Origin of the sequence: Streptomyces sp. NPDC005551 (assembly GCF_042871785.1) — a bacterium.
Taxonomy (GTDB): domain Bacteria; phylum Actinomycetota; class Actinomycetes; order Streptomycetales; family Streptomycetaceae; genus Streptomyces.
Genome location: NZ_JBIAJE010000018.1, coordinates 16301 through 40327, shown reverse-complemented (window position 1 = coordinate 40327; position 24027 = coordinate 16301). Strand labels below are relative to the sequence as shown.

The 24027-nt window shown below is 71.1% G+C and carries 16 protein-coding genes and 1 pseudogene; 7 read left to right on the top strand and 10 right to left on the bottom strand.

Going from position 1 to position 24027, the window contains the following annotated elements; genetic code table 11:
- Positions 1–537 (top strand): alpha-isopropylmalate synthase regulatory domain-containing protein (locus ACFYP4_RS33900; protein WP_358855808.1); only part of this gene is annotated, 537 nt, incomplete at its 5' end.
- 62 nt (positions 538–599) lie between these two features.
- Here ACFYP4_RS33900 and ACFYP4_RS33895 read toward each other — a convergent pair.
- Positions 600–2486 carry a ricin-type beta-trefoil lectin domain protein gene (locus tag ACFYP4_RS33895; protein WP_388790707.1) on the bottom strand — a complete coding sequence of 629 codons (1887 nt, stop codon included), beginning with the start codon at positions 2484–2486 and terminating at the stop codon, positions 600–602.
- Between the two features lie 280 nt (positions 2487–2766).
- On the opposite strand from ACFYP4_RS33895, the pseudogene ACFYP4_RS33890 reads away from it, so the two are divergent.
- Positions 2767–5793 (top strand): annotated as a pseudogene (locus tag ACFYP4_RS33890) (glycoside hydrolase family 3 N-terminal domain-containing protein).
- Between the two features lie 141 nt (positions 5794–5934).
- Positions 5935–7296: a hypothetical protein gene (locus ACFYP4_RS33885; protein ID WP_358855810.1), complete on the top strand. Its 1362-nt coding sequence runs from the start codon at positions 5935–5937 to the stop codon at positions 7294–7296.
- 98 nt (positions 7297–7394) lie between these two features.
- On the opposite strand, the gene ACFYP4_RS33880 is transcribed toward ACFYP4_RS33885, so the two are convergent.
- Positions 7395–8012 carry a YceI family protein gene (locus ACFYP4_RS33880; RefSeq protein WP_388790704.1) on the bottom strand — a complete coding sequence of 206 codons (618 nt, stop codon included), beginning with the start codon at positions 8010–8012 and terminating at the stop codon, positions 7395–7397.
- A gap of 293 nt (positions 8013–8305) precedes the next feature.
- Here ACFYP4_RS33880 and ACFYP4_RS33875 point away from each other — a divergent pair, with 293 nt between their 5' ends.
- The 4 genes from ACFYP4_RS33875 to ACFYP4_RS33860 all read left to right on the top strand — a co-directional run bounded on the left by ACFYP4_RS33875 (position 8306) and on the right by ACFYP4_RS33860 (position 13209).
- Entirely contained in the window at positions 8306–8803 is a 498-nt protein-coding gene (locus tag ACFYP4_RS33875) for a hypothetical protein (RefSeq protein WP_388790701.1), read from the top strand.
- 88 nt (positions 8804–8891) lie between these two features.
- Positions 8892–11213 carry a polysaccharide lyase 8 family protein gene (locus tag ACFYP4_RS33870; RefSeq protein WP_388790698.1) on the top strand — a complete coding sequence of 774 codons (2322 nt, stop codon included), beginning with the start codon at positions 8892–8894 and terminating at the stop codon, positions 11211–11213.
- Between the two features lie 154 nt (positions 11214–11367).
- Positions 11368–12960, top strand: a complete 1593-nt coding sequence (locus ACFYP4_RS33865) for an acyl-CoA carboxylase subunit beta (RefSeq protein ID WP_358855814.1) — start codon at positions 11368–11370, stop codon at positions 12958–12960.
- Between the two features lie 57 nt (positions 12961–13017).
- On the top strand, positions 13018–13209 hold the full coding sequence (locus ACFYP4_RS33860) for an acyl-CoA carboxylase subunit epsilon (RefSeq protein ID WP_358855815.1): 192 nt from the start codon (positions 13018–13020) through the stop codon (positions 13207–13209).
- 138 nt (positions 13210–13347) lie between these two features.
- Here ACFYP4_RS33860 and ACFYP4_RS33855 read toward each other — a convergent pair whose 3' ends face one another.
- From ACFYP4_RS33855 to ACFYP4_RS33820, 8 genes are all read right to left on the bottom strand, one after another.
- Positions 13348–13929 carry an ATP/GTP-binding protein gene (locus ACFYP4_RS33855; protein ID WP_121406158.1) on the bottom strand — a complete coding sequence of 194 codons (582 nt, stop codon included), beginning with the start codon at positions 13927–13929 and terminating at the stop codon, positions 13348–13350.
- Positions 13910–14500, bottom strand: a complete 591-nt coding sequence (locus ACFYP4_RS33850) for a DUF742 domain-containing protein (protein WP_358855760.1) — start codon at positions 14498–14500, stop codon at positions 13910–13912. Before ACFYP4_RS33850 ends, ACFYP4_RS33855 begins: the two co-directional genes overlap by 20 nt.
- Positions 14501–14594: 94 nt before the next feature.
- Positions 14595–15008, bottom strand: a complete 414-nt coding sequence (locus ACFYP4_RS33845; protein WP_030948713.1) for a roadblock/LC7 domain-containing protein — start codon at positions 15006–15008, stop codon at positions 14595–14597.
- 10 nt (positions 15009–15018) lie between these two features.
- A complete protein-coding gene (locus tag ACFYP4_RS33840) occupies positions 15019–18240 on the bottom strand; it encodes a nitrate- and nitrite sensing domain-containing protein (protein WP_358855759.1) in 3222 nt (1073 codons plus the stop codon).
- Positions 18241–18605: 365 nt separating this feature from the next.
- A complete protein-coding gene (locus ACFYP4_RS33835; RefSeq protein WP_358855758.1) occupies positions 18606–19181 on the bottom strand; it encodes an ATP/GTP-binding protein in 576 nt (191 codons plus the stop codon).
- Positions 19162–19560 carry a DUF742 domain-containing protein gene (locus ACFYP4_RS33830; RefSeq protein ID WP_059131717.1) on the bottom strand — a complete coding sequence of 133 codons (399 nt, stop codon included), beginning with the start codon at positions 19558–19560 and terminating at the stop codon, positions 19162–19164. Before ACFYP4_RS33830 ends, ACFYP4_RS33835 begins: the two co-directional genes overlap by 20 nt.
- A 110-nt stretch (positions 19561–19670) precedes the next feature.
- A complete protein-coding gene (locus tag ACFYP4_RS33825) occupies positions 19671–20084 on the bottom strand; it encodes a roadblock/LC7 domain-containing protein (protein WP_010984127.1) in 414 nt (137 codons plus the stop codon).
- A gap of 9 nt (positions 20085–20093) precedes the next feature.
- Positions 20094–23912, bottom strand: coding sequence for a nitrate- and nitrite sensing domain-containing protein (locus ACFYP4_RS33820; protein ID WP_388790692.1), 3819 nt, complete (start codon positions 23910–23912; stop codon positions 20094–20096).
- Positions 23913–24027 lie beyond the last annotated feature (115 nt).

Below are 24027 nucleotides of genomic sequence, written 5' to 3'. Positions count from 1 at the left end.
CTCGGCGGCGACCGCGAACTCGTCGCCCGCGTCGTCGAGCGCGTCAAGGAACGCGAACTCCAGGGCTACACCTACGAGGCCGCCGACGCCTCCTTCGAGCTGTTGCTGCGCGAGGAGGCCGAGGGCAGGCCCCGTGAGTACTTCCAGGTCGAGTCCTGGCGGGCGATCGTAGAGGACCGCCCCGACGGCACCCACGCCAACGAGGCGACCGTGAAGCTCTTCGCCAAGGGTGAGCGGATCGTCGCCACCGCCGAGGGCAACGGCCCCGTCCACGCCCTGGACCGGGCCCTGCGCGTCGCCCTGGAGAAGATCTACCCCCAGCTCGCCAAGCTGGAGCTCGTCGACTACAAGGTCCGCATCCTGGAGGGCAAGCACGGCACGTCCTCGACGACCCGCGTCCTCATCTCCACGTCCGACGGCACCGGCGAATGGTCCACGGTCGGCGTCGCCGAGAACGTGATCGCCGCGTCCTGGCAGGCCCTGGAGGACGCGTACACCTACGGGCTGCTGCGCGCCGGGGTGGAACCGGCGGCCTAGGCCGGGTGCCGGACGGGCCCAGGTGGGCGGCCCGTCCGGCCCGGGGTGCTCAGCGGCGCCCGTTACTGCAGGCGCCACTTCTGGTTCGTCGCGCCCGTGCAGGTCCAGATCTGGATCCTCGTGCCATTGGCCGACGCGTTGTCCGTCACGTCAAGGCACTTGTCCGCCGCCGTGTTCACCACGTCGCCGGTGGACGCGTTGTACGACCAGCGCTGGGCCGCCGTGCCGTTGCAGTCGTACAACTGCACCTTCGCGCCGTCGGCGGTCGACGCCGAGGTGACGTCCAGGCACTTGCCGAGCGCCTGGACCGCGCCGTCGGCCCGCACGGTCCAGCGCTGGGCGGCGGAGCCGTTGCAGTCGTGCAGCTGGACGGCGGTGCCGTTCGCGGACGAACCGCCCGCCACGTCCAGGCACTTGCCCGCGAGCCCCACGAGCGCCCCGGCCCGGTCCCCGCCCCCGGCCTGAGTGCCGGACCAGGTGAACGTCGCCGAGGTCTTGCCGGGCAGCGAGTACGTGGCGTGCTGTGAGCCCCAGTTGAGCGTCACCGTCCTCGCGGACGATGCGTCGTTGTACGCGATCAGCGCCTTCGAGCCGTCGGGGTTGCGCCAGGCCACGTTCGGCACGGACGAGCTCGCCGTCGACGCGATCCGCTGCGCGCCCGGCCGGACGAACTTCGTGAGGTGGCCCATCGTGTAGTACTCGACGGTGTAGTCGACCTGCCCGCTCCGCCCGTCGCCGTTGTGGACGGTGATCAGCCCGGAGCAGGTGCCGCAGCCGCCGTTGTGCGGACCCCGGTTCTGGTCCACCGCCAGCGACCACTTGGTCACCGACTTCGCCCAGTTCCGCGTGTAGTTGATGATGTCGAGCATGTCCTCGCGCTGCTGGTTGGCGATCCAGGTGCCGCCCGAGTGCTCGGTGCCGAAGGCGTCCAGGGAGGGGTACTGGCTGTGCACGCTCGTCTGTTTGGCGACGTCACCGCCGTAACCGTGCCAGGCGATCCCGCCGAAGTTCGGGTGGGCGCGCACCGCCGCGTCGTCGACGGTCTGGGCGGCGTAGGCGTCGTACACGTCCCAGTTCCAGTCGTGCGCCAGCACCTTCGTCGACAGCCCCGCCGCCTGGAGTTCGGGCAGCAGCTCGCTCTTGGTGAAGTAGGCGAGTCCGGAGGCGTTCCAGCTCATCGACGGGTAACCGGCGCAGCAGGTCGGCTCGTTCTGCGCGGTGACGTAGGAGACGGGGATCCCCTGGTCGCGGTAGGCCTGGAGGTACTTCACGAAGTACGAGGCGTAGGCGCCGTAGTTCTCCGCCTTCAGCCAGCCGCCGTTGAGCTGCCCGCTGTCCTTCATCCAGGCCGGGGCGGTCCACGGCGAGGCCATCACGGTCAGCGCCGGATTGAGCCGGAGCGCCTCCTTCGTCAGCGGCACCACGTCGGCCAGGTCGTGTGCGATCGAGAACTCGGAGAGGTCCGCGTCGGTCTGCCCGGACGGCATGTCGTCGTAGGTGTAGCCGTAGCGGGCGAGGTCCGAGCCGCCCATCGGGTTGCGCAGGAAGGACAGCCCGATGCCGTCCGCGGGGGAGAACAGCTTGCGCATCGTCGCGTCCCGGGTGGACTGCGTCAGCGCCCCGCTGCTGTTCATCAGCCAGGCCGCCGTGTCCGTGAAGGAGGCGCCCCCGCCGGTGAACGTCTGATAGCGGGTGTTCTCGTCCACGGTGATGTTCTCGCCGCTCCCGCCGCTGCCGGATTGGAAGGCGAACGGTGTTTGCGCCTGCAAGCCGCGGACGACATGGCGGCCACCGTCGTCGTCCGTGGTGGTGAGGTGGGCCGTGATCTGTTCGCCGGCCGCGTGCGCGGGCGCGGCGGCGACGGCGGTCAGGCCGGCCGTGGTGAGCAGTCCGGCGACGAACAGCCGGGCCGCCCGGCCGCCTCTCCTCGTGACATGTGCGCGCTTCATGGTTGCGCCGCCCTTCTGGGGTGGGGGAGTGGGGCGTGCGACCGGTGAGTAAATGACGGCTTCCGGTACCCGTCAAGGGGTTGCGTGTTCACAAGCCGAACCGACAACCGCCGTGATCTCGCCGGGAATTGACTGTGTACCGGTTCTGGCGTGAAGTCTTGACGGCTCGACGGGACGCCAGTTAACTCACGCCGTGATCTAAGCCGTAAGAGGAACCTGATCGTCTCCGAGGAACGCGAGAGCCGAGAGGAAGCCCATGGGAAGGCTCGACCGGATGTCCGTGCGAAGAACCGCCCTGCTCGCCTGCGCCGCTCTGCTCACCGGTCTGCTCCCGCTCACCGCGGCGGGCGCGGCCGCGGGCGCCGACGAACCGGCCCCCGTGCCCGTCGACACCTTCGAGGGCGAGGTCCCGTTCGCGAATCCGCCCGCCGAGGGCATCTTCCCCTGGGGCGGCGACGCCGACGACCCGCCCCGGCTGGCCCTGACCGCCCGCGACGACGCCCCCCAGGGCGACAAGGTCCTCACCGGCGGCTACGACATCAGCGGATACGGCGGCTTCACCCACGACTTCGCCTTCGACCGCCCCGCCCACGACTGGTCGGCCCACAAGGGCATCCGGTTCTGGTGGGAGGGCCGGAACAACGCCAAGAAGATCAGCTTCGAGATCAAGGACGGCGGCGCCAACGGCGAGGCCTCCGAGCTGTGGACGACGTCCTTCACGGACGACTTCACCGGCTGGAAGCAGATCGAGATCCCCTTCACCGACTTCACCTATCGCACGGACTACCAGCCCGTCGGCGGCATCGACCAGGTTCTCGGCCTGACCGGCATGTGGGGGTACGCGCTCACCCTGCCGACCGGCGTCAAGGGCGACTTCGCCCTGGACGGCGTCGAGCTGTACGGCAAGGGCTCCCAGTCCGTGCGGGCGAGCGTCGTCACCGACGCCGCCGTCCATCCGGTGAAGGAGGGCGGCAAGGCGGCCGTGAGGATCTCCGTCGCCACCACCGGCTCCGTCCCCGTCGACGAGCCGGTCACCGTCGCCTACGAGACGGCCGGCGGCACCGCCGAGGCCGGCCGGGACTACACCCGGGTCGCGGGCGAACTCACCTTCCCCGCGGGCACCGCCTCCGGCACCTCGCGCACGGTGCGCGTCCCCACGCTCAGGGACAGGTCCGCCGAATCCGCCGAGACCGTCCCGCTGAAGCTCACCGTCACCGGCGCCAAGGCCCCCGCGGAAAACCCGCAGGTCGTCATCGACGCCCACGGCCTGCCGTACCTGGACGCGAAGCTCCCGGTGAGGAAGCGGGTCGCCGACCTCGTGTCGCGGCTGTCCCTGGCGGAGAAGGCCGGCCAGATGACCCAGGCCGAGCGCGGCGCGCTCACCGCGCCGGGCGACATCGCCGCGTACGACCTCGGCTAACTGCTCTCAGGCGGCGGCTCGACCCCGACCCCGAACGTGCCCGAGGCGTGGTCGCGGATGATCGACTCCTTCCAGCTCCGGGCGCAGGCGACGCGGTTCCAGATCCCGCTGATCTACGGGGTGGACGCGGTGCACGGCCACAACAACCTCATCGGTTCGACCGTCATGCCGCACAACATCGGCATCGGCGCCACGCGCGATCCCCGTCTCGCGCAGAAGACCGGCGAGGTGACCGCGGCCGAGGTGCGGGCCACCGGCATCCCGTGGGACTTCGCCCCCTGCCTGTGCGTGACGCGCGACGAGCGGTGGGGGCGGTCCTACGAGTCCTTCGGCGAGGACCCGGCGCTCGTCCAGTCCATGGAGACGGTCATCCAGGGTCTCCAGGGTGCCCGTGACGGCAGGGACCTGAAGGACGACGACCGCGTGCTGGCCACGGCCAAGCACTACGTCGGCGACGGCGGCACCGAGTACGGCTCGTCCACCACCGGCTCGTACACCATCGACCAGGGCGTCACGAAGGTCAGCCGCCAGGAGCTGGAGGCGGTGCACCTCGCGCCGTTCCGGACCGCCGTGGAGCGCGGCGTCGGCACGGTCATGCCGTCCTACTCCTCGCTCGACATCCTCGGCGACGACGCGGGCCCGGTGAAGATGCACGCCGACGCGGAAATGATCAACGGGGTGCTGAAGGACCGCATGGGCTTCGACGGGTTCGTCATCAGCGACTGGGCGGCCATCGACCAGATCCCCGGCGACTACGCCTCCGACGTCCGCACCTCCGTCAACGCGGGCCTCGACATGATCATGGTCCCGTACGAGTACAAGAACTTCCGTACGACCCTGGTCGACGAGGTGAGGGCCGGCCGGATCAGTGAGCGGCGGGTCGACGACGCCGTCACCCGCATCCTGACGCAGAAGTTCAAGCTCGGCCTCTTCGAGAAGCCGTACGCGGACACCAGCGGGGCGTCGCGGATCGGTTCGGCCGCACACCGCGCCGTGGCCCGCCAGGCGGCGGCCGAGTCCCAGGTGCTGCTGAAGAACGCGGGCGGAGTGCTGCCCCTGAAGAAGTCCCAGAAGGTCTACGTCGCCGGTTCCAACGCCGACGACATCGGCAACCAGACCGGCGGCTGGACCATCACCTGGCAGGGCGCCTCCGGGAAGATCACGGACGGCACCACCGTCCTCCAGGGCCTGCGGAAGGCCGCTCCCGGGGCGGCCGTCGACTACTCCGAGGACGCCTCGGCCCCGACCGGCGGGTACGACGTGGGTGTGGTCGTCGTCGGCGAGACCCCGTACGCCGAAGGGGTCGGTGACGTCGGCAACGGCAACGACCTGGAGCTGACCGCCGCCGACAAGGCGGCCGTCGACACGGTGTGCGGCGCCATGAAGTGCGTGGTGCTGATCGTCTCCGGCCGGCCCCAGCTGATCGGCGACCGCCTCGGTGACATCGACGCCCTGGTGGCGTCCTGGCTGCCGGGCACGGAGGGCGACGGCGTGGCCGACGTCCTGTACGGGAAGCGGGCGTTCACCGGGCAGCTCCCCGTCACCTGGCCGAAGTCCGAGGCCCAGCTGCCGATCAACGTCGGCGACTCGGCGTACGACCCGCAGTTCCCGTACGGCTGGGGTCTGACGACGCTGACCAAGGTCCCGCGGAGTGGAGCGGCAGCCCTGAAGGTCCTGGCCCTGAAGGCCGCGGCGGCGGAGCGGACCGGCGCCGACGCGGTCGGACGCGCCGCGGTGACCCAGGCGCGGCTGCTGGTCCAGCAGGAGATCGGCACGGACGTCACGGCGGCGTCGGCGAAGCCCTTCGCCGACGCCGACCACCTCCTGCTGACCGGCCGTTACAAGGAAGCGGTCGCCAGGCTGACGGCGGCGTACAGGTCCGCCTGACCTCGACCGCACAGCCGGAGGGGCCGCCGCCGTGCGGCCCCTTCGGCAGGTGCGCGGCGGGATCCACGGCGGAGCCCGCGAACGTGTGCGGGCCCGGGCACCGGTGCCCGCTTTCGGGACCCGTCAGGTAGCTTCGAAGATATGAAGGCCGCACTGACCCGGGGCTTCCCCGGTCTGCTGATCGCGCTCGTCCTCGCCGCGCTGGCCGTCCTTGCGGCCGGAGCGCCCCCGGCCCGCGCGGCCACCGACGTCTCGACGATCGCGGCGGCACTGCGCGAGAGCCCGGTGTACGTGGACCCGGCCGCCTCCGACCAGCTGTCCGACGCGGACGCCGACGCCCTCGCCGCGAAGATCGAGAAGGCCGACAAGCCCGTCTTCGTGGCCGTGCTGCCCGCGGACTTCCCTACCCAGGACCTCTTCCAGAACCTGCGCACCGCCACCGGCGTCACGGGTCTCTACGCGATCCGTCTCGGCGACCGGTTCGACGCGCGGGCCGACTCCTCGGTGCTGTCCCGCACGGCCGTGCGGAACCTCGTCACCAGCGTCCGGGACGAAGGCACCACCACCCAGCTGAACGACTTCACGGACCGTGCCGTGGCCGCCATCGGCGGGTCGGCGCCCGGGAGCTGGGACTCCGGTGGCGGGGGCGGTGTCCCGGCCGGCGGGCTGATCACGGTCGGCGCCGTGGCCGTCGTCGGAGCGGCGGGCGCCTACACGGTGGTCCGGCGCAACCGGCGCCGCAAGGACGAGGAGCAGCGGGCCGCGCTCGACCGGCTGCGGGTGGTCGTCGACGAGGACATCACCGCCTTCGGCGAGGAGCTGGACCGGCTCGACTTCCACCCGGCCGAGCCGGGCGCGGACGACGCGATGCGCGCGGACTACGAGCACGCCCTGGACGCCTACGAGCGGGCGAAGTCGGCGATGGCCGCGGCGCGGCGGCCGGAGGACGTGCGGCCGGTCACCGAGTCCCTCCAGGACGGCCGCTTCTCGCTCGCGGTGCTGGCCGCGCGCCGCGAGGGACGGCCGCTCCCGGAGCGCCGGGCGCCCTGCTTCTTCGATCCGCGCCACGGTCCTTCGGTCGCCGACGCGCCCTGGACCCCGTCGGGCGGCGCGCCCCGCGAGGTGCCGGTCTGTGCGGCGGACCGGGCCCGCCTGGCAGACGGCGTCGACCCGGCGGTCCGCGAGGTCGAGACCGCGTACGGCCGCCGTCCGTACTGGGACGCCGGACCGGCCTACGGCCCCTGGGCCGGCGGCTACTTCGGCGGCGGCATCCTCCCGGGCCTGCTGATCGGCACGATGCTGGGCGGCGCGATGGCCACCCCGTCGTACGCGTCCGACTACGGCTCCGGCTACGGCGACTTCGGCGCCGGCGGTTACGACGGCGGCGACGTCTCGGGCTCCAACTTCGACCCCGGTGACTTCGGCGGCGGCTTCGGGGACGGCGGGGGCGGCGGCGACTTCGGCGGCGGTGGGGGAGGGGACTTCGGCGGCGGCGGCTTCTGAGGCCCCGGGACGGGTGTGCGGCCGGCCGGGCGGACCGGGGGGCCGGGCCGCCCCGCCCGCGACGACGGCCGGGCGCGTGCTGAGCCGGGCCTCGGGGCTCAGCCGGTCTTCCTGATCGCGGAGATGTCGAAGTTCAGCTTGATCCTGTCCGAGACCAGCACACCGCCCGTCTCCAGGGCCGCGTTCCAGGTGAGCCCGAACTCGGAGCGCAGGATCTCCGACGTGCCCTCGAAGCCCACGCGCTCGTTGCCGAACGGGTCCTTCGCGGCGCCGTTGAACTCCAGGTCGATGCCGACCGGCCGGGTGGTGCCGAGGATCGACAGGTCACCGGTGATCCGGTAGCCGTGGCCGCCCAGGGACTCCACCGTCGTGGACCGGAACGTCATCGCCGGGAACTCGTCGGTCCTGAAGAAGTCGGCGCTCCTCAGGTGTCCGTCGCGGTCGGCGGAGCCGGTGTTGACGCTGTCCATCCGGACGTCGAGCGACGCGGTGGACCGCGCCGGGTCGGACCCGTCCAGGTGCAGGGTCCCCTCGAAGTCCGTGAAGCTGCCCTTGACGTTCGTGACCATCGCGTGCCGGGCGACGAAACCGATCGTCGAATGTCCGGGGTCGATCGTGTAATCGCCGGTCAGCGCGGCCAGGTCGGCGGCGGGCGGGGTGATCGTGGTGGTCCCGGCGGCCGGGGTCCCGGTGTTCGTGCGGCCGAAGATTCCCATGACGTGCTCCTTGCAGAACGGGTCGCGGTTTCGTCCGGAAGCCGCAACGACGAGGTCTGTTGAACTTTCAACTAGGCCAACACGGGAGACCGTAGACCTATTCCGTTGGCTTTTCAACTTCATCCGCAGTGTGTTCATGGCGTTACGGTGCGTTTTGCCTCCGGGCCGCCGGACGACGTCCGCAGCTGTGACGGTCCGCCCTCTGGTGGACACGCGTAGACCTCGGGCACCATCTCCTTGCCCCACCTGCACAGCCGCCCCACAGCACCGGTCATCCGCAGGAAGGACACCCCATGAAGCTCCGCTCCGCCCTGACCGCACTCGCTCTCGTCGTCGCCCCCGGCGCCGCCGTCGTCGGCACCGCCTCCGCCGCCTTCGCCGTGACGAAGATCAGCCACGCCACGGCGACCTCCATGTTCCGCCAGGCCGGCATCACCTGGTCCTCGTCGGGCGGCTGCTCCGACCGGAACAACCCCACCTGTACGTCCTTCGAGCAGCTCAACCTCGCCACCGCCCAGGGAGCCCAGACCCTCAAGGGGGCCAGCGGCTGCGCACTGAACATCACGGGCGGCACCGAGACGGGCCACGCGAGCGGCACGTACTCGCACTGGAACGGCTACAAGCTCGACTTCGCGAAGGCCACCTGCGTCACCAACTACGTCAAGAACAACTTCACCTACATCGGCCTGCGCGGCGACGGCGCCCCGCAGTACAGGTCCGGTTCCGGCAACGTCTACGCCGACGAGGGCAATCACTGGGACGTCCTGTACTACAACTGCGGCGGCTGTTAGCCCCGGGGCACGGTTCCCGCCCGACGCGCACCCCGGTACCGCACCGCCTGGTTCCCCCGCGGGGGGTGAGGTGGTAGACGGCATCAGCATGACTCCGACGCGACGCTCGTTCCTGCTCGCGGCCGCGCTCATGGCCACCGTCACCACCGCATCCCCCGCAGCCGCAGCCGCGGCCGAAGACCCGTACGACACCCTCCGCCTGCGCTGGCTGTCCCTCGCCCTCGGCACCGGCTACGACCCGCGCGCCGAGCCGTACGCCTCCCGCCTCCGCGAGACGGGCGACCTCGCCCGCGCCCTGCGTACGACCATGGACCCGGCCCCGTCCTCCCTGTGGCCGGGCCACCCCTTCGACCCGCCCACCGGTATCACCCAGAGCCTCGGCAGGCTGTGGACGATGACCCAGGCCTACGTCCAGGAAGGCACCGGATCGACCGGCGACGACGCCCTGCTCGCGGACGTCCTGCGCGGCCTCGACCACGTCATGGCCACCGTCTACAACCCCTCGACCACCCGGTACGGCAACTGGTGGGAGTGGCAGATCGGCAGCCCCCGGCTCCTCATGGACATCGTCGCCGCCCTCCACGACCGGCTCACCGGAGCCCGGCGGGCCGCCGTCTGCGCGGCCGTCGACCACTTCGTCCCGGACGCGATGCTCCGCGACTACGCGGGAACCTCGACCGGCGCCAACCGCGTCGACCTGTGCCGCTGTGTCGCCCTCCGGGGCATCCTCGGCCGGTCCCCGGAGAAGATCGCGCTCGCCCGGGACGCCCTGTCGCCCGTCTTCCCGTACGTGTCCCGCGGGGACGGGCTGTACGCCGACGGGTCGTTCGTCCAGCACACCTGGGTGGCCTACTCGGGGACCTACGGGCAGGTCGTGCTCGACGGACTGGGCCGGCTCTTCGCGCTGCTCGCCGGATCCGCCTGGGAGGTGACCGACCCGGCCAGGCGGATCGTGCTGGACAGCGTCGAGCACGCGTACGCGCCGCTCATCCATGACGGGCTGGTGATGGACAGCGTCAACGGGCGGGCCATCAGCCGTGGTTACCTCAGGAGCGACGACCGCCACGTCATGCGGAGCGACCACTTCCACGGCCAGGGCCTGATCGCCGCGATCGCCCTGCTCGCGGTCGGCGCGGGCGAGGAGCAAAGGGAGCGCTGGCACGGACGGATCAAGGGCTGGATCGAACGGGACACCGTGTCGCCGGTCCTCACGGCTCCCCAGTTCGGCGTGGCCGACCTGGCGCGGCTGCACGCCGTCGCGGACTCCCCGGTGGCCGCCGCCCCCGAAGCCGCGGGCCACCGGCTCTTCGCCGCCATGGACCGCGCCGTGCACCGCGGCCCCGGCTTCACCGCCAACCTCTCCATGGCCTCGGACCGCATCGCACACTACGAGTGCGGCAACGGCGAGAACCCGCGCGGCTGGCACACCGGCGCCGGAATGCTGCTGTGGTGGGCGGGCGACTCGGGCCAGTACACGGACTGGTACTGGCCGACCGTGGACTGGTACCGCCTCCCCGGCACCACCGTCTCCACCACCCCGCTCGCCGACCGGGAGGGCGGCGAGTGGGGCGCGGCACGGCCCGCCGCCACCTGGGTCGGCGGCACGACGGACGGGGAGTGCGCCGCCGTGGGACAGCACCTCAGGGGGCTTAGCTCCACGCTGGAGGCCCGCAAGTCCTGGTTCTGCGTGCCGGACGCGCTGATCTGTCTGGGCGCCGGTATCACCGCCGCCGACGGAGTCCCGGTCGAGACGGTGGTGGACAACCGGAACCTGGGGGAGAACGGAACGCAGAGATTCACCGTCCGCGGCGGCTGGGCGCACCTGGAGGGCCACGGTGGATGGGTCTTCCCCGGCCCCGGCGGCACGGCACCGCTGCGCACCCTGCGCGAGGACCGCACGGGCGCCTGGTCCGACATCAACAGCACGAGTACGACCGAACGGCGCACCCGGCGCTGGCAGACGCTCTGGCTCGACCACGGCATCGACCCCGTCGACGCGGCGTACGCGTACCTGCTGATGCCCGGCGCCTCCCGCCACGCCGTCGCGGCCCGCGCCGCCGACCGCCGGTGGCTGTCCGTCCTCGCCAACGACGCCCGCCGCCAGGCCGTGCACGTGGGCTCCCTGGGGCTGACGGCCGCGAACTTCTGGGCGGCCGGTACGGCGGGCCCGCTGACCTCCTCGGCGGGCGCGAGTGTGCTGGTCCGCCGCCGGGGGCGCACCGCCACCCTCTGCGTGAGCGAGCCGCCGCGTACCGGCGAAGCCCTGGAGATCGTCTGGAACCGGCCGGTCCGCGGGGTCGTCACGGCGGATCCCGCGGTCGAGATCCTCGCGACAGGCCCCCGTCTGAGGCTGCGCGTCACTCCGGGGGAGGTATGCGCCACCCACGAATGTGAGGTGACTCTCAGCTGACGACTTTGTGCGACCTCTACAAGCCGTGGGCCCTCTGAGCAGTCGGATTGCCTGCATCGGCCCGGGGTTCTGTTCAGTGGTACCAGGAAAACAGCCCGGAGACTGTACGGAGTCGACGGCTCGCTTTCCTTGCCGGACTTCGTAAGGTCGCTACATGACCGTTTTGGACGAGGCTGGACCTGCCGGGAGCGAACCCGCCGACGCGCGCGGGCGCGTGGCCGAACTGCACGCGATCCGTGCGGAGGCGCTGCGGGGCCCCAGCGACAAGGCGACGGAGGCGCAGCACGCCAAGGGCAAGCTGACCGCGCGGGAGCGCATCGCGCTGCTGCTCGACCCCGGGTCGTTCCAGGAGGTCGAACAGCTGCGCAGGCACCGGGCGACGGGCTTCGGCCTGGAGAACCGGAAGCCCTTCACGGACGGTGTCATCACCGGCTGGGGCACGGTGGAGGGCCGCACGGTCTTCGTCTACGCCCATGACTTCCGCATCTTCGGCGGCGCGCTGGGCGAGGCCCACGCCACCAAGATTCACAAGATCATGGACATGGCCATCGCGGCCGGGGCGCCGCTGGTGTCCCTGAACGACGGCGCGGGCGCCCGTATCCAGGAGGGCGTCTCCGCCCTCGCCGGCTACGGCGGCATCTTCCAGCGCAACACCAAGGCCTCCGGGGTCATCCCGCAGATCTCCGTCATGCTCGGCCCCTGCGCGGGCGGCGCGGCCTACAGCCCCGCGCTCACGGACTTCGTGTTCATGGTCCGCGAGACCTCGCAGATGTTCATCACCGGCCCGGACGTCGTCAAGGCGGTCACCGGCGAGGAGATCACGCAGAACGGCCTGGGCGGCGCGGACGTGCACGCCGAGACCTCCGGCGTGTGCCACTTCGCCTACGACGACGAGGAGACGTGCCTCGCCGAGGTGCGCTACCTGCTGTCGATGCTCCCGCAGAACAACCGGGAGAACCCCCCGACGACCGCCTCCGAGGACCCGGCCGAGCGCCGCTCCGAGGTCCTCCTCGACCTGGTCCCGGCGGACGGCAACCGCCCGTACGACATGACCAAGGTCATCGAGGAACTCGTCGACGACGGCGACTACCTGGAGATCCACGAGCGCTGGGCCCGCAACATCATCTGTGCGCTGGCCCGGCTCGACGGCCGCGTCGTCGGCATCGTCGCCAACCAGCCGCAGAGCCTCGCCGGTGTCCTGGACATCGAGGCCTCGGAGAAGGCCGCGCGCTTCGTCCAGATGTGCGACGCCTTCAACATCCCGATCATCACGCTGCTGGACGTCCCCGGCTTCCTCCCGGGCGTCGACCAGGAGCACGGCGGGATCATCCGGCACGGAGCGAAGCTGCTGTACGCCTACTGCAACGCCACCGTGCCGCGGATCTCGCTGATCCTGCGCAAGGCCTACGGAGGCGCGTACATCGTCATGGACTCCCAGTCCATCGGCGCCGACCTCACCTACGCCTGGCCGACGAACGAGATCGCCGTGATGGGCGCCGAAGGTGCCGCCAACGTCATCTTCCGGCGGCAGATCGCCGAGGCCGAGGACCCCGAGGCCATGCGGGCCCGCATGGTCAAGGAGTACAAGTCCGAGCTCATGCACCCGTACTACGCGGCCGAGCGCGGCCTGGTCGACGACGTCATCGACCCGGCCGAGACCCGCGAGGTGCTCATCCGCTCGCTGGCGATGCTCCACAGCAAGCACGCCGACCTGCCCTCCCGCAAGCACGGCAACCCGCCGCAGTAACCCTGCGGACCCTTCGCGGTACCCCCGCGGAAACCTCTCTCACGGAGACTGAGACCTATGACCACCCCTGACATCCGCGTCGAGAAGGGCCACGCCGAGCCCGAGGAGGTCGCCGCCCTGACGGCGATCCTCCTGGCCCGTGCCGCCACCGCCCCCACGGCCGCTCCGCTCCACCGCGGCCGCGGACGGGCCGGCTGGCGCCGTCTGGAGCGCGAGCCCGGCTTCCGCGCCCCGCACAGCTGGCGCTAGCCGCCGCTCCGAGCACACCGAAGGGGCCCGTTCCGCCATGGAACGGGCCCCTTCGGTGTGCTCGGAGCCGATCCGGCACGACGAAGGGGCGCCCTCTCCGACGGAGAGGGCGCCCCTTCGTTCGCGGTGTGGGCGCGCCTAGCGCAGGCGGGCCATCAGCGCGTGTTCCACGAGCGTGATGAGCGTCGACTTGGCGTCGGCGCGGTGCCGGGCGTCCGTCGTGATGATCGGGGTGTCGGGGCCGATCTGGAGCGCTTCCCGGACCTCGTCGGGGCCGTACGGCTGGTTGCCGTCGAAGCCGTTGAGGGCGATGACGAACGGCAGGCCGCTGTTCTCGAAGTAGTCCACGGCCGGGAAGCAGTCGGCGAGCCTCCGGGTGTCCACGAGAACCACGGCACCGATGGCGCCGCGGACCAGGTCGTCCCACATGAACCAGAACCGGTCCTGCCCGGGGGTGCCGAACAGGTACAGGATCAGGTCCTGGTCCAGGGTGATACGGCCGAAGTCCATGGCGACGGTCGTCGTCGTCTTGTCTCCGGTGTGGGTGAGGTCGTCGATGCCCGCGGAAGCGGACGTCATGACGGCCTCGGTGCGCAGCGGGTTGATCTCCGAGACGGCGCCGACGAACGTGGTCTTGCCCACGCCGAAGCCGCCCGCCACCACGATCTTCGCGGACGTGGTGGAGCGGGAAGGCCCTCCGCTAGAGCTTGCGAAGTCCACTGAGCACCCTTTCGAGCAAAGTCACGTCTGGCTGTCCGCCGGCGTTCTCGTCGCCGCCGGGCTGATGGATGGCGACCAGGCCCGCCTCCGCCAAGTCGGCGACGAGAATCCTGGCCACGCCGAGGGGGATCGTCAGCAGCGCCGAGACTTCGGCCACCGACTTGATTTCCCGGCAGAGATTGCAGATCCGCTGATGTTCGGGCAACTGGCCCTGCATCTGGTGCGGCTGAGCGGTGGTGTGCACCAGCGCCTCGATGGCGAGCTGGTAGCGGGGCCTGGTACGGCCGCCCGTCATCGCGTAAGGACGTACCAGCGGGTTCGACGCCGCGGGCGCCGGTTCGGGGGCGCGCCGCTGCGGCTGCACGGGCTGGATGCGCGGTGCCGGCGGCTGGTCGTACGGCGAGGGACCGGGGCCCTGGGGGCCCTGGGGCGCGTACGGCTGACGCCGGTGGCTCGGCGCGGAGGGGAAGTTGTACCGGTTCGGGTTCTGAGAACCGTCACCCTGACCCTGCCCCTGGCCGGGGCCGTAGGACCAGTTGCCCGAAGACGAACCGCCTGGGGGTGTTGCCACTTTCTCCTCCTCCGACTGTGCCGGGCACCCATCAATGTGGAGCCGCGTCCCGAAACCTTATGGCCTCGGGACGGCAAAACGCACGGTCTGTCTGCTAGTTGAGAAGGCTCCCCTGGAGCTCCGCACGAAGATCAGGGGTCAGAACCGTACCCGCACGGTCCACCAAAAGCGCCATCTCGTACCCGATGAGACCGATGTCCGCTTCGGGATGTGCGAGGACCGCGAGCGACGAACCGTCGGAAATGGACATCAGGAAGAGGAATCCCCGCTCCATCTCCACAACTGTCTGGTTCACACTGCCGCCCTCGAAGATGCGGGACGCGCCCGCGGTCAACGAGGTCAGTCCGGACGCGACGGCGGCCAGCTGGTCGGCGCGGTCACGCGGAAAGCCTTCGGACATCGCCAGAAGGAGTCCGTCGGCGGAGACCACCACCGTGTGCGACACCCCGGGGGTGTTGTCCACGAAGTTGGTGATCAACCAGTTCAGGTTCTGTGCCGCCTGGCTCATCGGGCTCACACTAACGCTCCTGGTTGTAGGTGCTGTCAGGCCCACTGCGGTGATCCCCAGTGGCCTGGCCGTTCGTGTCACTGCCTGCATTGCGTCCCCGCTCGACGCCCCGGCGCAGGTTGCTCAGCCTGCCCCGGACGTCCTCGGGGGCGCGGGAGACCTGAGGGCCGCCCTGCGGGGTCGATTCCGCGGTCCCCTCGACCAGGTTGGCCTTGGGTACCCGCCGGGGCAGACCGGAGGACGTGACCCCGCCCGCCTTGGGCTTGCGGAGCTGTTCGGCGCGCTGCCACCGGTCGTCGTTCGACGAGCGCCAGTCGCCCTTGCCCTGCGCGGCCGCGGGCGGGTCCTGGTTCTCGTGCTGCCGGCCCTCGTCTCCGCTCGCGGTGGATCCGCGGCGGGGAAGTCCGGCGTCGGTCAGCGCGTGGACGGCGGAGGGGGTCGGTCCTGGACGCTCGAAGCCTACGCGGTCCCGCTCCGCATCAGCGGCCTGCGGCGATTCCGTTTCCGGAGCGTACTCAGACCGATACCCACCCTGGTAGGCGTCCTGCTGCGGCCAGTCGTCCTGGTGGGACTGCTCCTGGAAGGCGGAGAAGGTCGGCGACGCGGCCCTGCGGGCCGGGGGTCGCTCCTCCTCCGCGGGCTCCTGGTACGCAGGTTCCGGATAGCCGCCGTTCGACGGGAAGTACGTCTCGTCGTACGCGGACTGCTGCGGTCCTTCGTACGCCGTCTGCTGCTCGTACGTCGTCTGCTGGTCCTCGTACGTGCCCTGCCCGTTGTCGTAACCGGGCCGGTTGTCGTACGAAGGCTGTCCGGTGTCGTACGGGTGCTGCTGGGCGTCGAAGCCGTCCTGGTACCGGGGAGCCTCGATGGCCTCCTGGCCCTGTGCCTGGGCCTCCAGGGCCGCACGGCGCTCCTCGCGCATCAGCGAGCGGCCGACGGGGTCCAGCTCCCGGATGTCGTCCGGGACCTCGGTGTAGCGGCTGTCGTCGAAGCCGAGCTCGGCGGCCGTCCGCATCGGCTGGCCCTGGAAGGCCTCGCCCTGGAACGTCGGCTGCTGCTGCTCCGGGATGATCTGGGAGACGGTGAACTCGTCGCGCTGGAGCTGCTGGTCGCCACCGCCACCGTGGGTGATCGCGTCCGGGAGCATGACGAGTGAGGTGGTGCCGGCCTGCTCGCCCGAGGGGCGCAGCTGGACCCGGATGCCGTGCCGGTCCGACAGCCGGCCGACCACGAACAGGCCCATGCGCTGGGAGATCGCCACGTCCACGGTCGGCGGGTTGGCCAGCTTGTGGTTGATGTCGGCGAAGTCCTCGGCGGTGAGGCCGATGCCCTTGTCGTGGATCTCGACCATGATGCGGCCGTCGGGCAGCCGGGTCGCGGTGACGCGGACCTTGGTCTGCGGCGAGGAGAACGTCGTGGCGTTCTCCAGCAGCTCGGCCAGCAGGTGCACGAGGTCGGTCACGGCGCGGCCGTGGATCTCGGCCTCCGGGACACCGGAGAGCTCGACGCGCTCGTACTGCTCCACCTCGGAGGAGGCGGCGCGCAGCACGTCGACGAGCGGGACCGGCTGGTCCCAGCGGCGGCCCGGCTCCTCGCCGGCGAGGACCAGGAGGTTCTCGCCGTTGCGGCGCATACGGGTCGCGAGGTGGTCCAGGCGGAAGAGGTTCTCCAGCTGGTCCGGGTCGGCCTCGTTGTTCTCCAGGTCGGTGATCAGGGTCAGCTGGCCCTCGATCAGGGACTGGTTGCGGCGCGACAGGTTGGTGAAGATCGCGTTGATGTTGCCCCGCAGGAGGGCCTGCTCGGCGGCGAGCCGGACGGCCTCGCGGTGGACCTGGTCGAAGGCGCGGGCGACTTCGCCGATCTCGTCCGTGGTGGTGATCGGAATGGGCGTGACGCGGGTGTCGACGCGGCCGGGATCGGTACGGGACAGCTGGTCGACCAGCATGGGCAGGCGCTGCTCGGCGACGGTGAAGGCGGCGTTGCGCAGCTGGCGCATGGCGCGGCTCATCTGGCGGGCCACCATGCCGGCCAGGACGAACGCGGCGAGCAGGGCGAGGACGACGGCCGCACCGGTGATGAAGGTGGACCGCTTGGCGTCGTCGGCGATCCCGGCGGCCTCGGTCACGGCCTTGTCGGCGAGGTCGGACTCGATGGTGCGGTAGGCGTCGAACTTGGCGGTGTTGACCGCCCACCAGTTCTGCGTGCTGGTGCCCTTGGCGGCGAGCGCCGCGCGCTCGCTGGGGTCCGTGGACTCGAGGCCCGCGAGCGCGGAGACCATGGCGTTGGGCTCGGACGGCGGCGGTACGTAGGTCTCGCCCTTGGCCTGGGCGGCCGCGGCGGCCTCCTCGGCCTGGGTCTTGCCGTCGGCCTGGAGCTTCTTCCTGGCCGTTTCGAGCTTGGCGGCGTCGGCCGCGGTGCCACCGCCGATGTACTCCTCGACGGCGATGCCCTCGAGGTAGGCGTACGAGGAGAGGGCGACGCGCTGGCTGGTCAGGCTGCCGGTGCCGGGGCCCGGCTTGACCAGCAGGTGCGTACCGATGGACCGCTGCAGGGAGAGGGCCGCCTTGGTGAGCGAGATCGCGTAGACGGTCCGGCCGTAGCTGGTGATGTTTCCGGTGCCGAGGCCGAGCTCGTTGGCGAACTCCATGAGCGGGTGCTGGATCGCGACGTAGCCCTCTTCGGTCTTCACGCCGGAGAGCTTGTTCGTGTACGCGTCCTTGCGCAGCGTGATCAGGGCGGGCTCGACCTTGCGGAACAGGGTGAGACGGCGTTCGAGACCCGGCTTGGCCGGCATGTTGCGGGCGGCCTCGTCGAAGGCGTCGGCGGCCTTGTCGGTGGCGGCACGGGCCCTGCGGACGGTCGCGTTCTTCTCTCCGTCGCCGCTCAGCAGCGGGGCCGCGGTGATGTCGCGTTCCTCGATGAGCTGGTTGGCGTAGGCCAGGGAGGCCCGCACGAGGCGTGCGGTCTTCTCCGCGTCCTCGGCCTCCTGCCAGGTGTCGATCGAACCCTTCACCTGGAAGCCGCCCATGACCAGGCCGACCAGCACGGGTATGAGCAGGATCGCGTTCAGCCGGGCCGGTACACGCCAGTTGCGCGGGGAGAAACGTCCGCCGCTCGGGGTGGGCGCCGCCATCGGCTCCGGGTCGGACACTTGTGCGGGCGCCGCTCCGCGCGGCGGCGGGGTGAAGTTGCCCCGTGCCGACGGCTCGGGACCGTTCGTGCTTCGCCTCACTCGACCAACAACCTCTCGGCGTCGGCACCTACGTTGTGCCGCGGTGTCTCCAGCGCCCTTGTCTACTGGGCAGTTCAGGCATTCCAGCACGTCAGGCGGCGCTCTTCCAAACACTTGGAACCTGGGATTCCGAGTGATGTATGTCCTAGATAAAACGGTCATAAAGAGCGAGCCCCGCCAAAAGGCGGGGCACTCATCAGCACAGCGACACCAAGCGACCGCGACGCGTGGCGGTCTGACCGGATATCTCTGTCGAAACGTTATGAACACTGAGGCCGGCCGTGTCGAAGGACACAGCCGGCTACAGCCAATCTACGACAACTGCCGTATGGCGCTCCCGAATTCGGCGAGGGGTTCCCGGGTGCCTACCGGAGGCGGGCCATGAGCGCGTGCTCGACCAGGGTGATCAGCGCACTCTTCGCGTCGGCGCGGTGCCGGGCGTCCGTCGTGATGATCGGCGCGTCCGGACCGATCTGGAGCGCCTCGCGCACCTCTTCGGGCGAGTACGGCTGGTGCCCGTCGAAGCCGTTGAGGGCGATAACGAACGGCAGACCCGAGTTCTCGAAGTAGTCGACCGCCGGGAAGCAGTCGGCGAGCCTGCGGGTGTCCACGAGAACCACGGCACCGATGGCGCCGCGGACCAGGTCGTCCCACATGAACCAGAACCGGTCCTGGCCGGGGGTGCCGAACAGGTACAGGATCAGGTCCTGGTCCAGGGTGATACGGCCGAAGTCCATGGCCACCGTGGTGGTGGTCTTGTCCCCGGTGTGGGTGAGGTCGTCGATGCCCGCCGAGGCGGACGTCATGACGGCCTCGGTGCGCAGCGGGTTGATCTCCGAGACGGCGCCGACGAACGTGGTCTTGCCCACGCCGAAGCCGCCCGCCACCACGATCTTCGCGGAGGTGGTCGTCCGGCCTCCGTCAGAGCTTGCGAAGTCCACTGAGCACCCTTTCGAGCAGTGTCACGTCCGGTGCACCGCCGTTGTTCTCGTCGCCGCCCGGCTGGTGGATGGCGACGAGTCCGGCCTCGGCGAGGTCCGCGACAAGAATTCTGGCCACACCCAGAGGCATGGACAGCAGGGCCGATACTTCGGCCACCGACTTCACCTCTCGGCAGAGGTGGCATATTCGCTGGTGCTCGGGGAGCAGCCCCATCAGCTGCGCCGGGTCCGCCGTGGTGCTGATCAGCGCCTCGATGGCGAGCTGGTAGCGCGGCCGGGTCCGGCCGCCGGTCATCGCATAGGGACGTACCAGCGGCTGGTCGCCCTCGTCCCCGTACGGCTCTGCGTACGGATCATGAGAGGCGGTGGGCGGGGTCATGAATCCTCCGGGCGGGACAGCAAGTCGGTCAGTCGTGCCGTCTGGAAGGGCCGGTGGGGGGATTGTGTCGGCCGGACGGTGATTGCGTGAGTTCGCTGGAACCAGGGCCGTCAGTGGAGCAGACTTCCCTGTAGTTCGGCACGCAGGTCGGGCGTGAGCACAGCGCCCGCGCGGTCGACGAGCAGCGCCATCTCGTAGCCGACGAGGCCGATGTCGCACTCGGGGTGGGAGAGGACCGCCAGCGACGATCCGTCCGAGACGGACATCAGGAAGAGGAAGCCGCGCTCCATCTCCACGACGGTCTGGGCCACCGTGCCGCCCTCGAAGATCCGGGAGGCCCCGGCCGTCAGCGAGGTGAGCCCGGACGCGACCGCCGCGAGCTGGTCGGCGCGATCGCGCGGGAAGCCTTCGGACATGGCCAGAAGGAGTCCGTCGGCGGACACGACGACGGTGTGGGACACCCCTGGGGTGTTGTCCACGAAGTTGGTGATCAACCAGTTCAGATTCTGTGCCGCCTGGCTCATCGGGCTCAACTAGTGCTCCTGCTGGTGAGTGGGGCTGGGGAAGCTGCCGGTCTGGCCACTACCGGCCTGGCGACCCTGCTGGATGCCCCGTCGGAGATTGGTCAGCCGGCCGCGTACGTCATCGGGCGCACGCGATACCTGCGGACCGGGCTGGTGCTGTTGCTGCTGAGCCGTGCCCGCGACGAGGTTCGCACGCGGGACGCGACGCGGCAGGCCTGAGGTGGTGACCCCGCCTGCCGACGGCTGACGGACGCGCTCTGCCTGCCGGACGAGATCGTCGTTCGGAGAGCTGCGCCACGAGGAGGAAGCCGACGGGCCGCCCGGCCGCGAGGGTGCGGCCGGTGCCTGCGACTGCTGCTGGAAAGCGTCCTGGGGACCATGGGAGCCGTTGTGCAGGCCGCCCGGGGTCTGACCGCTGGGCACCGGACCGCCCTGGGGCTGTGCCTGGCCGGGCTGCGCCTGGCCGCCCTGTGCCTGGCCGGGCTGTGCCTGGCCGCCCTGAGCCTGACCGTGGAACCAGTTGGTCTCCAGCGTGTCGTACAGCGGCGTACGGCCGTCGCCCGGACCCGCCGGCGGCAGGGCCTCGGGCTGCTGCGGACGCTGCTGCGGCTGCTGACGCTGCGAGGCGGGCGGACGGGGCACGCCGAAGTCGGCCGGGCCCCCGGCCCCGTTGACCTGCGGCTGCTGGAACTGGCCGGTGGCCGACGGGTCCTGAGCGCCGTAACCGGGCGCCGGGAACTGTCCCGTGGCCGACGCGGACGCCGGGTTCGTGGAGCCGTAGAGGTCGGGGCGGGCGTACGACCCGGTGTTCTGCGCGGCCGCCGCGCCGGGGCGCGGGGCGTCGTAGTCGGGGCGGGCGAACTCCGAGGTGGCGCCGGGTCCCTGGCGGTCGTCGATCCGGGGGATCTCCGACGTCGAGCCCGGGCCCTGACGGTCGTCGACGCGCGGCAGCCGCGAGGTCGAGGACAGCGGGTCCGGCTCCTCGTGTCCGCGCGGGGCGTCGAGCGAGGCACGCGGCACCGGCGGCTGGGCGTTCTCGTCGCTCCAGCTCGGCCGCTGCTGGGCGTTGCCGCCGGGCAGCTCGGCGCGCGCGCCGCCGCCGCGTCCGGGCAGCTGCGGCCTGCGGCGGCCGCGGGACTCCTTGGGCTGCTGCGGGGGCGCGGCCGCGGGGCCGGCCTGCTGCGCGCCGGGCACCGCGTCGCCGAAGCCGCCCTGGTGCGTGCCGGTTCCGGTGTCCCCGAAGCCGCCCCGGCGGGTGCCGGTGCCCTCGTTGAAGTTCTGCGGTACGCCTGCCCCGGCGGCCTGGAGGCCCTGCGGGGCGCCCGGCGCGCTCTGGCCGTAGCCGCCCGCGCCGGCACCGGCCGGAGCCGGCCTGCCCTGCGACGGGTTGCCCGGGTTGTGCTGCGCGGGCAGGGCGGGACCCTGCGGCCCGCGCGCTCCGCCCGGTGCTCCGGGGCGACCGCCCTGGCCGCTGCCGGGCAGCGCGGCGCGCGACCCCTGGCCGGCGCCCACCTGGCCGCGCTGCGGCGCGGCACCGAGGAGCCCGCCGCCGGCGGCGGGAGCGCCTCCGCCGAGAGCCGGTCCGCCCTGGCCGTTGCCGCGGCGGGCCGCGGCGACGCCTGCGGCGGCCTGCGCGGCGGCCGGACCACCGGTGACCGGAGCGCCCTGGCCCGGCTTGCCGGGAACCTTCTTGCCACCCTGGGCGACGTCGACGGGCAGCATGACGAGGGCCGTCGTGCCGCCGGAGTCGGACGGGCGCAGCTGGATGCGGATGCCGTGACGCTGCGACAGGCGGCCGACCACGAACAGACCCATGCGGCGGGAGACCGACACGTCCACGGTGGGCGGCGAGGCGAGCCGCTCGTTGATCGCGGCGAGGTCCTCGGGCGAGAGGCCGATGCCGGTGTCGTGGATCTCGATCAGCACGCGGCCGTCGGGCAGGGCGTGACCGGTGACCTTGACCTTGGTCTGCGGGGAGGAGAACGAGGTCGCGTTCTCCAGCAGCTCGGCGAGCAGGTGCACGAGGTCGTTGACGACCCGGCCGGCGACCTCGGTCGTCGGGACCGAGGAGAGTTCGATGCGCTCGTACTGCTCCACCTCGGACGCCGCGGCGCGGAGCACGTCGACCAGCGGGACCGGACGCGTCCACCGGCGGCCCGGCTCCTCACCGGCGAGCACGAGGAGGTTCTCGCCGTTACGGCGCATGCGGGTGGCGAGGTGGTCGAGCTTGAACAGCGAGGACAGCTGGTCCGGGTCGGCCTCGCGGGACTCCAGCTCGGAGATGAGCGAGAGCTGACGCTGGATGAGGCCCTGCGAACGGCGCGAGAGGTTGGTGAACATCGCGTTGACGTTGCCCCGGAGGAGCGCCTGCTCGGCGGCCAGTCGGACGGCCTCGCGGTGCACGTCGTCGAAGGCCGCGGCCACCTGGCCGATCTCGTCCCGGGAGTGCACACCGACCGACTCGACCGAGGTGTCGACGTCCTGCGGGTCGGACTCGGACAGCTGCTTGACCAGCTCGGGCAGCCGGTCCTGGGCGACCCGGGTCGCGGTGTCCTGCAGCCGGCGCAGCGAGCGGATCATGGAGCGGGCCACGACGAAGGCGCCGACCAGGGAGACACCGAGGACGAGCAGGATCAGCGCACCGGAGATGATCGCTTCGCGCTCGGACTCGCTGCGCAGCTCACGAGCCTTCTGCTCCATCTGGTTGAGCAGGGTCAGCTCGATCTTCGACATCAGCTCGATCTTGCTCGAGTCGGCGTCGACCCAGTCCTTGTACGAGCGCTTGTCCTGCGAGCGCATGCCGGCTTCGCTGCTCAGCACGCGGCCCGCGTACCGGTCGGCCGACTTGATCGTGGGGTTGTTCGCGTCGATGGTCTTCGTCAGGTCCTCGGCGCCGTCGCCGTAGATGTTCTCGAAGCTCTCCAGCTCGGACTTCTGGCTGGTCTGGGCCGAGAGCGCGTACAGCCGGTCGTTCGCGGACAGCGAGCCGAAGGTCTTGTCGCTCGCGGGCAGCGCCGCGGCGATGACGGCCCGCTGGACCGACGCGTACTCCTTGGCGGAGGAGAAGGCCGACAGCGCGCGGGTGCGCTGGATCATCTCCGGGTTGCTGGTCGCCTCGGCCATGTCCTGGGAGAGGTCGAGCAGCTGGGAGATGAGGCGGTGGTACGCCTCGACGGTCTGCGTGGAGTTCTTCGCGTCCTTGTAGGCGTTGTTGCGAATGGTGTTGAGGCCGCCCAGTTCGCTCGCGATGCCGACGATGCTGTCGCGGACGCCCGTGAGCTGGCCCTCGCCGCTCGCGTCGTCGATCTGCTGGGTGCCCTGCAGGAACGCCTTGCTCGCGTCGTCCGTCTTGTCGCGTACGCCCTTGACGGTGAAGTCGGCCGCGGTGCCGCCGTGGGCGAGCGGTCCGGCCGACTGGTCGCGCTCGTCCTGGAGCGCGACGGCGAGCTCGGTCGCCTGCTTGGTCATCTCCGTCAGCAGCCGCATGTTGTCGAGCTGCTGGATGTCGTCCATGGACTGGTTGATGCGCAGCGCGCCGAGCGAGGTCGCGGCGACCACGGGGAGGGCGAGCAGCGAGACCAGACGGGTCGAGATGCGCCAGTTGCGCAGTGCTATTCGGGAGCCGGGGCCGGTCGGGGCCGCCACCGTCGGGGCGGCGGGTGTGCCGGCGCCCTTCGCGCCGGGGCGCGCGGAACGGTCACCGCTGCCGCCGCCGACCTCTGCCGGTCCCGGGTTCTGGGCGTGCTGGGGCGAGGAACCGCGGTCGGTCCCGCCGTGCGGCTCCGGCTCCGCCGAAGCGCTGCCATCCCTCTTGAAACGTCCCTGCACTAGCGTCGCAACCTCTGGACCAGGCGTCCCTCCGCACAGGCGGTGGGACGGTGTCGGCGTCGTTCAAGGGCGCAGTGCGCCCCTCTGGTGGTCGTGAGTGACCGGCGCTGGCTCC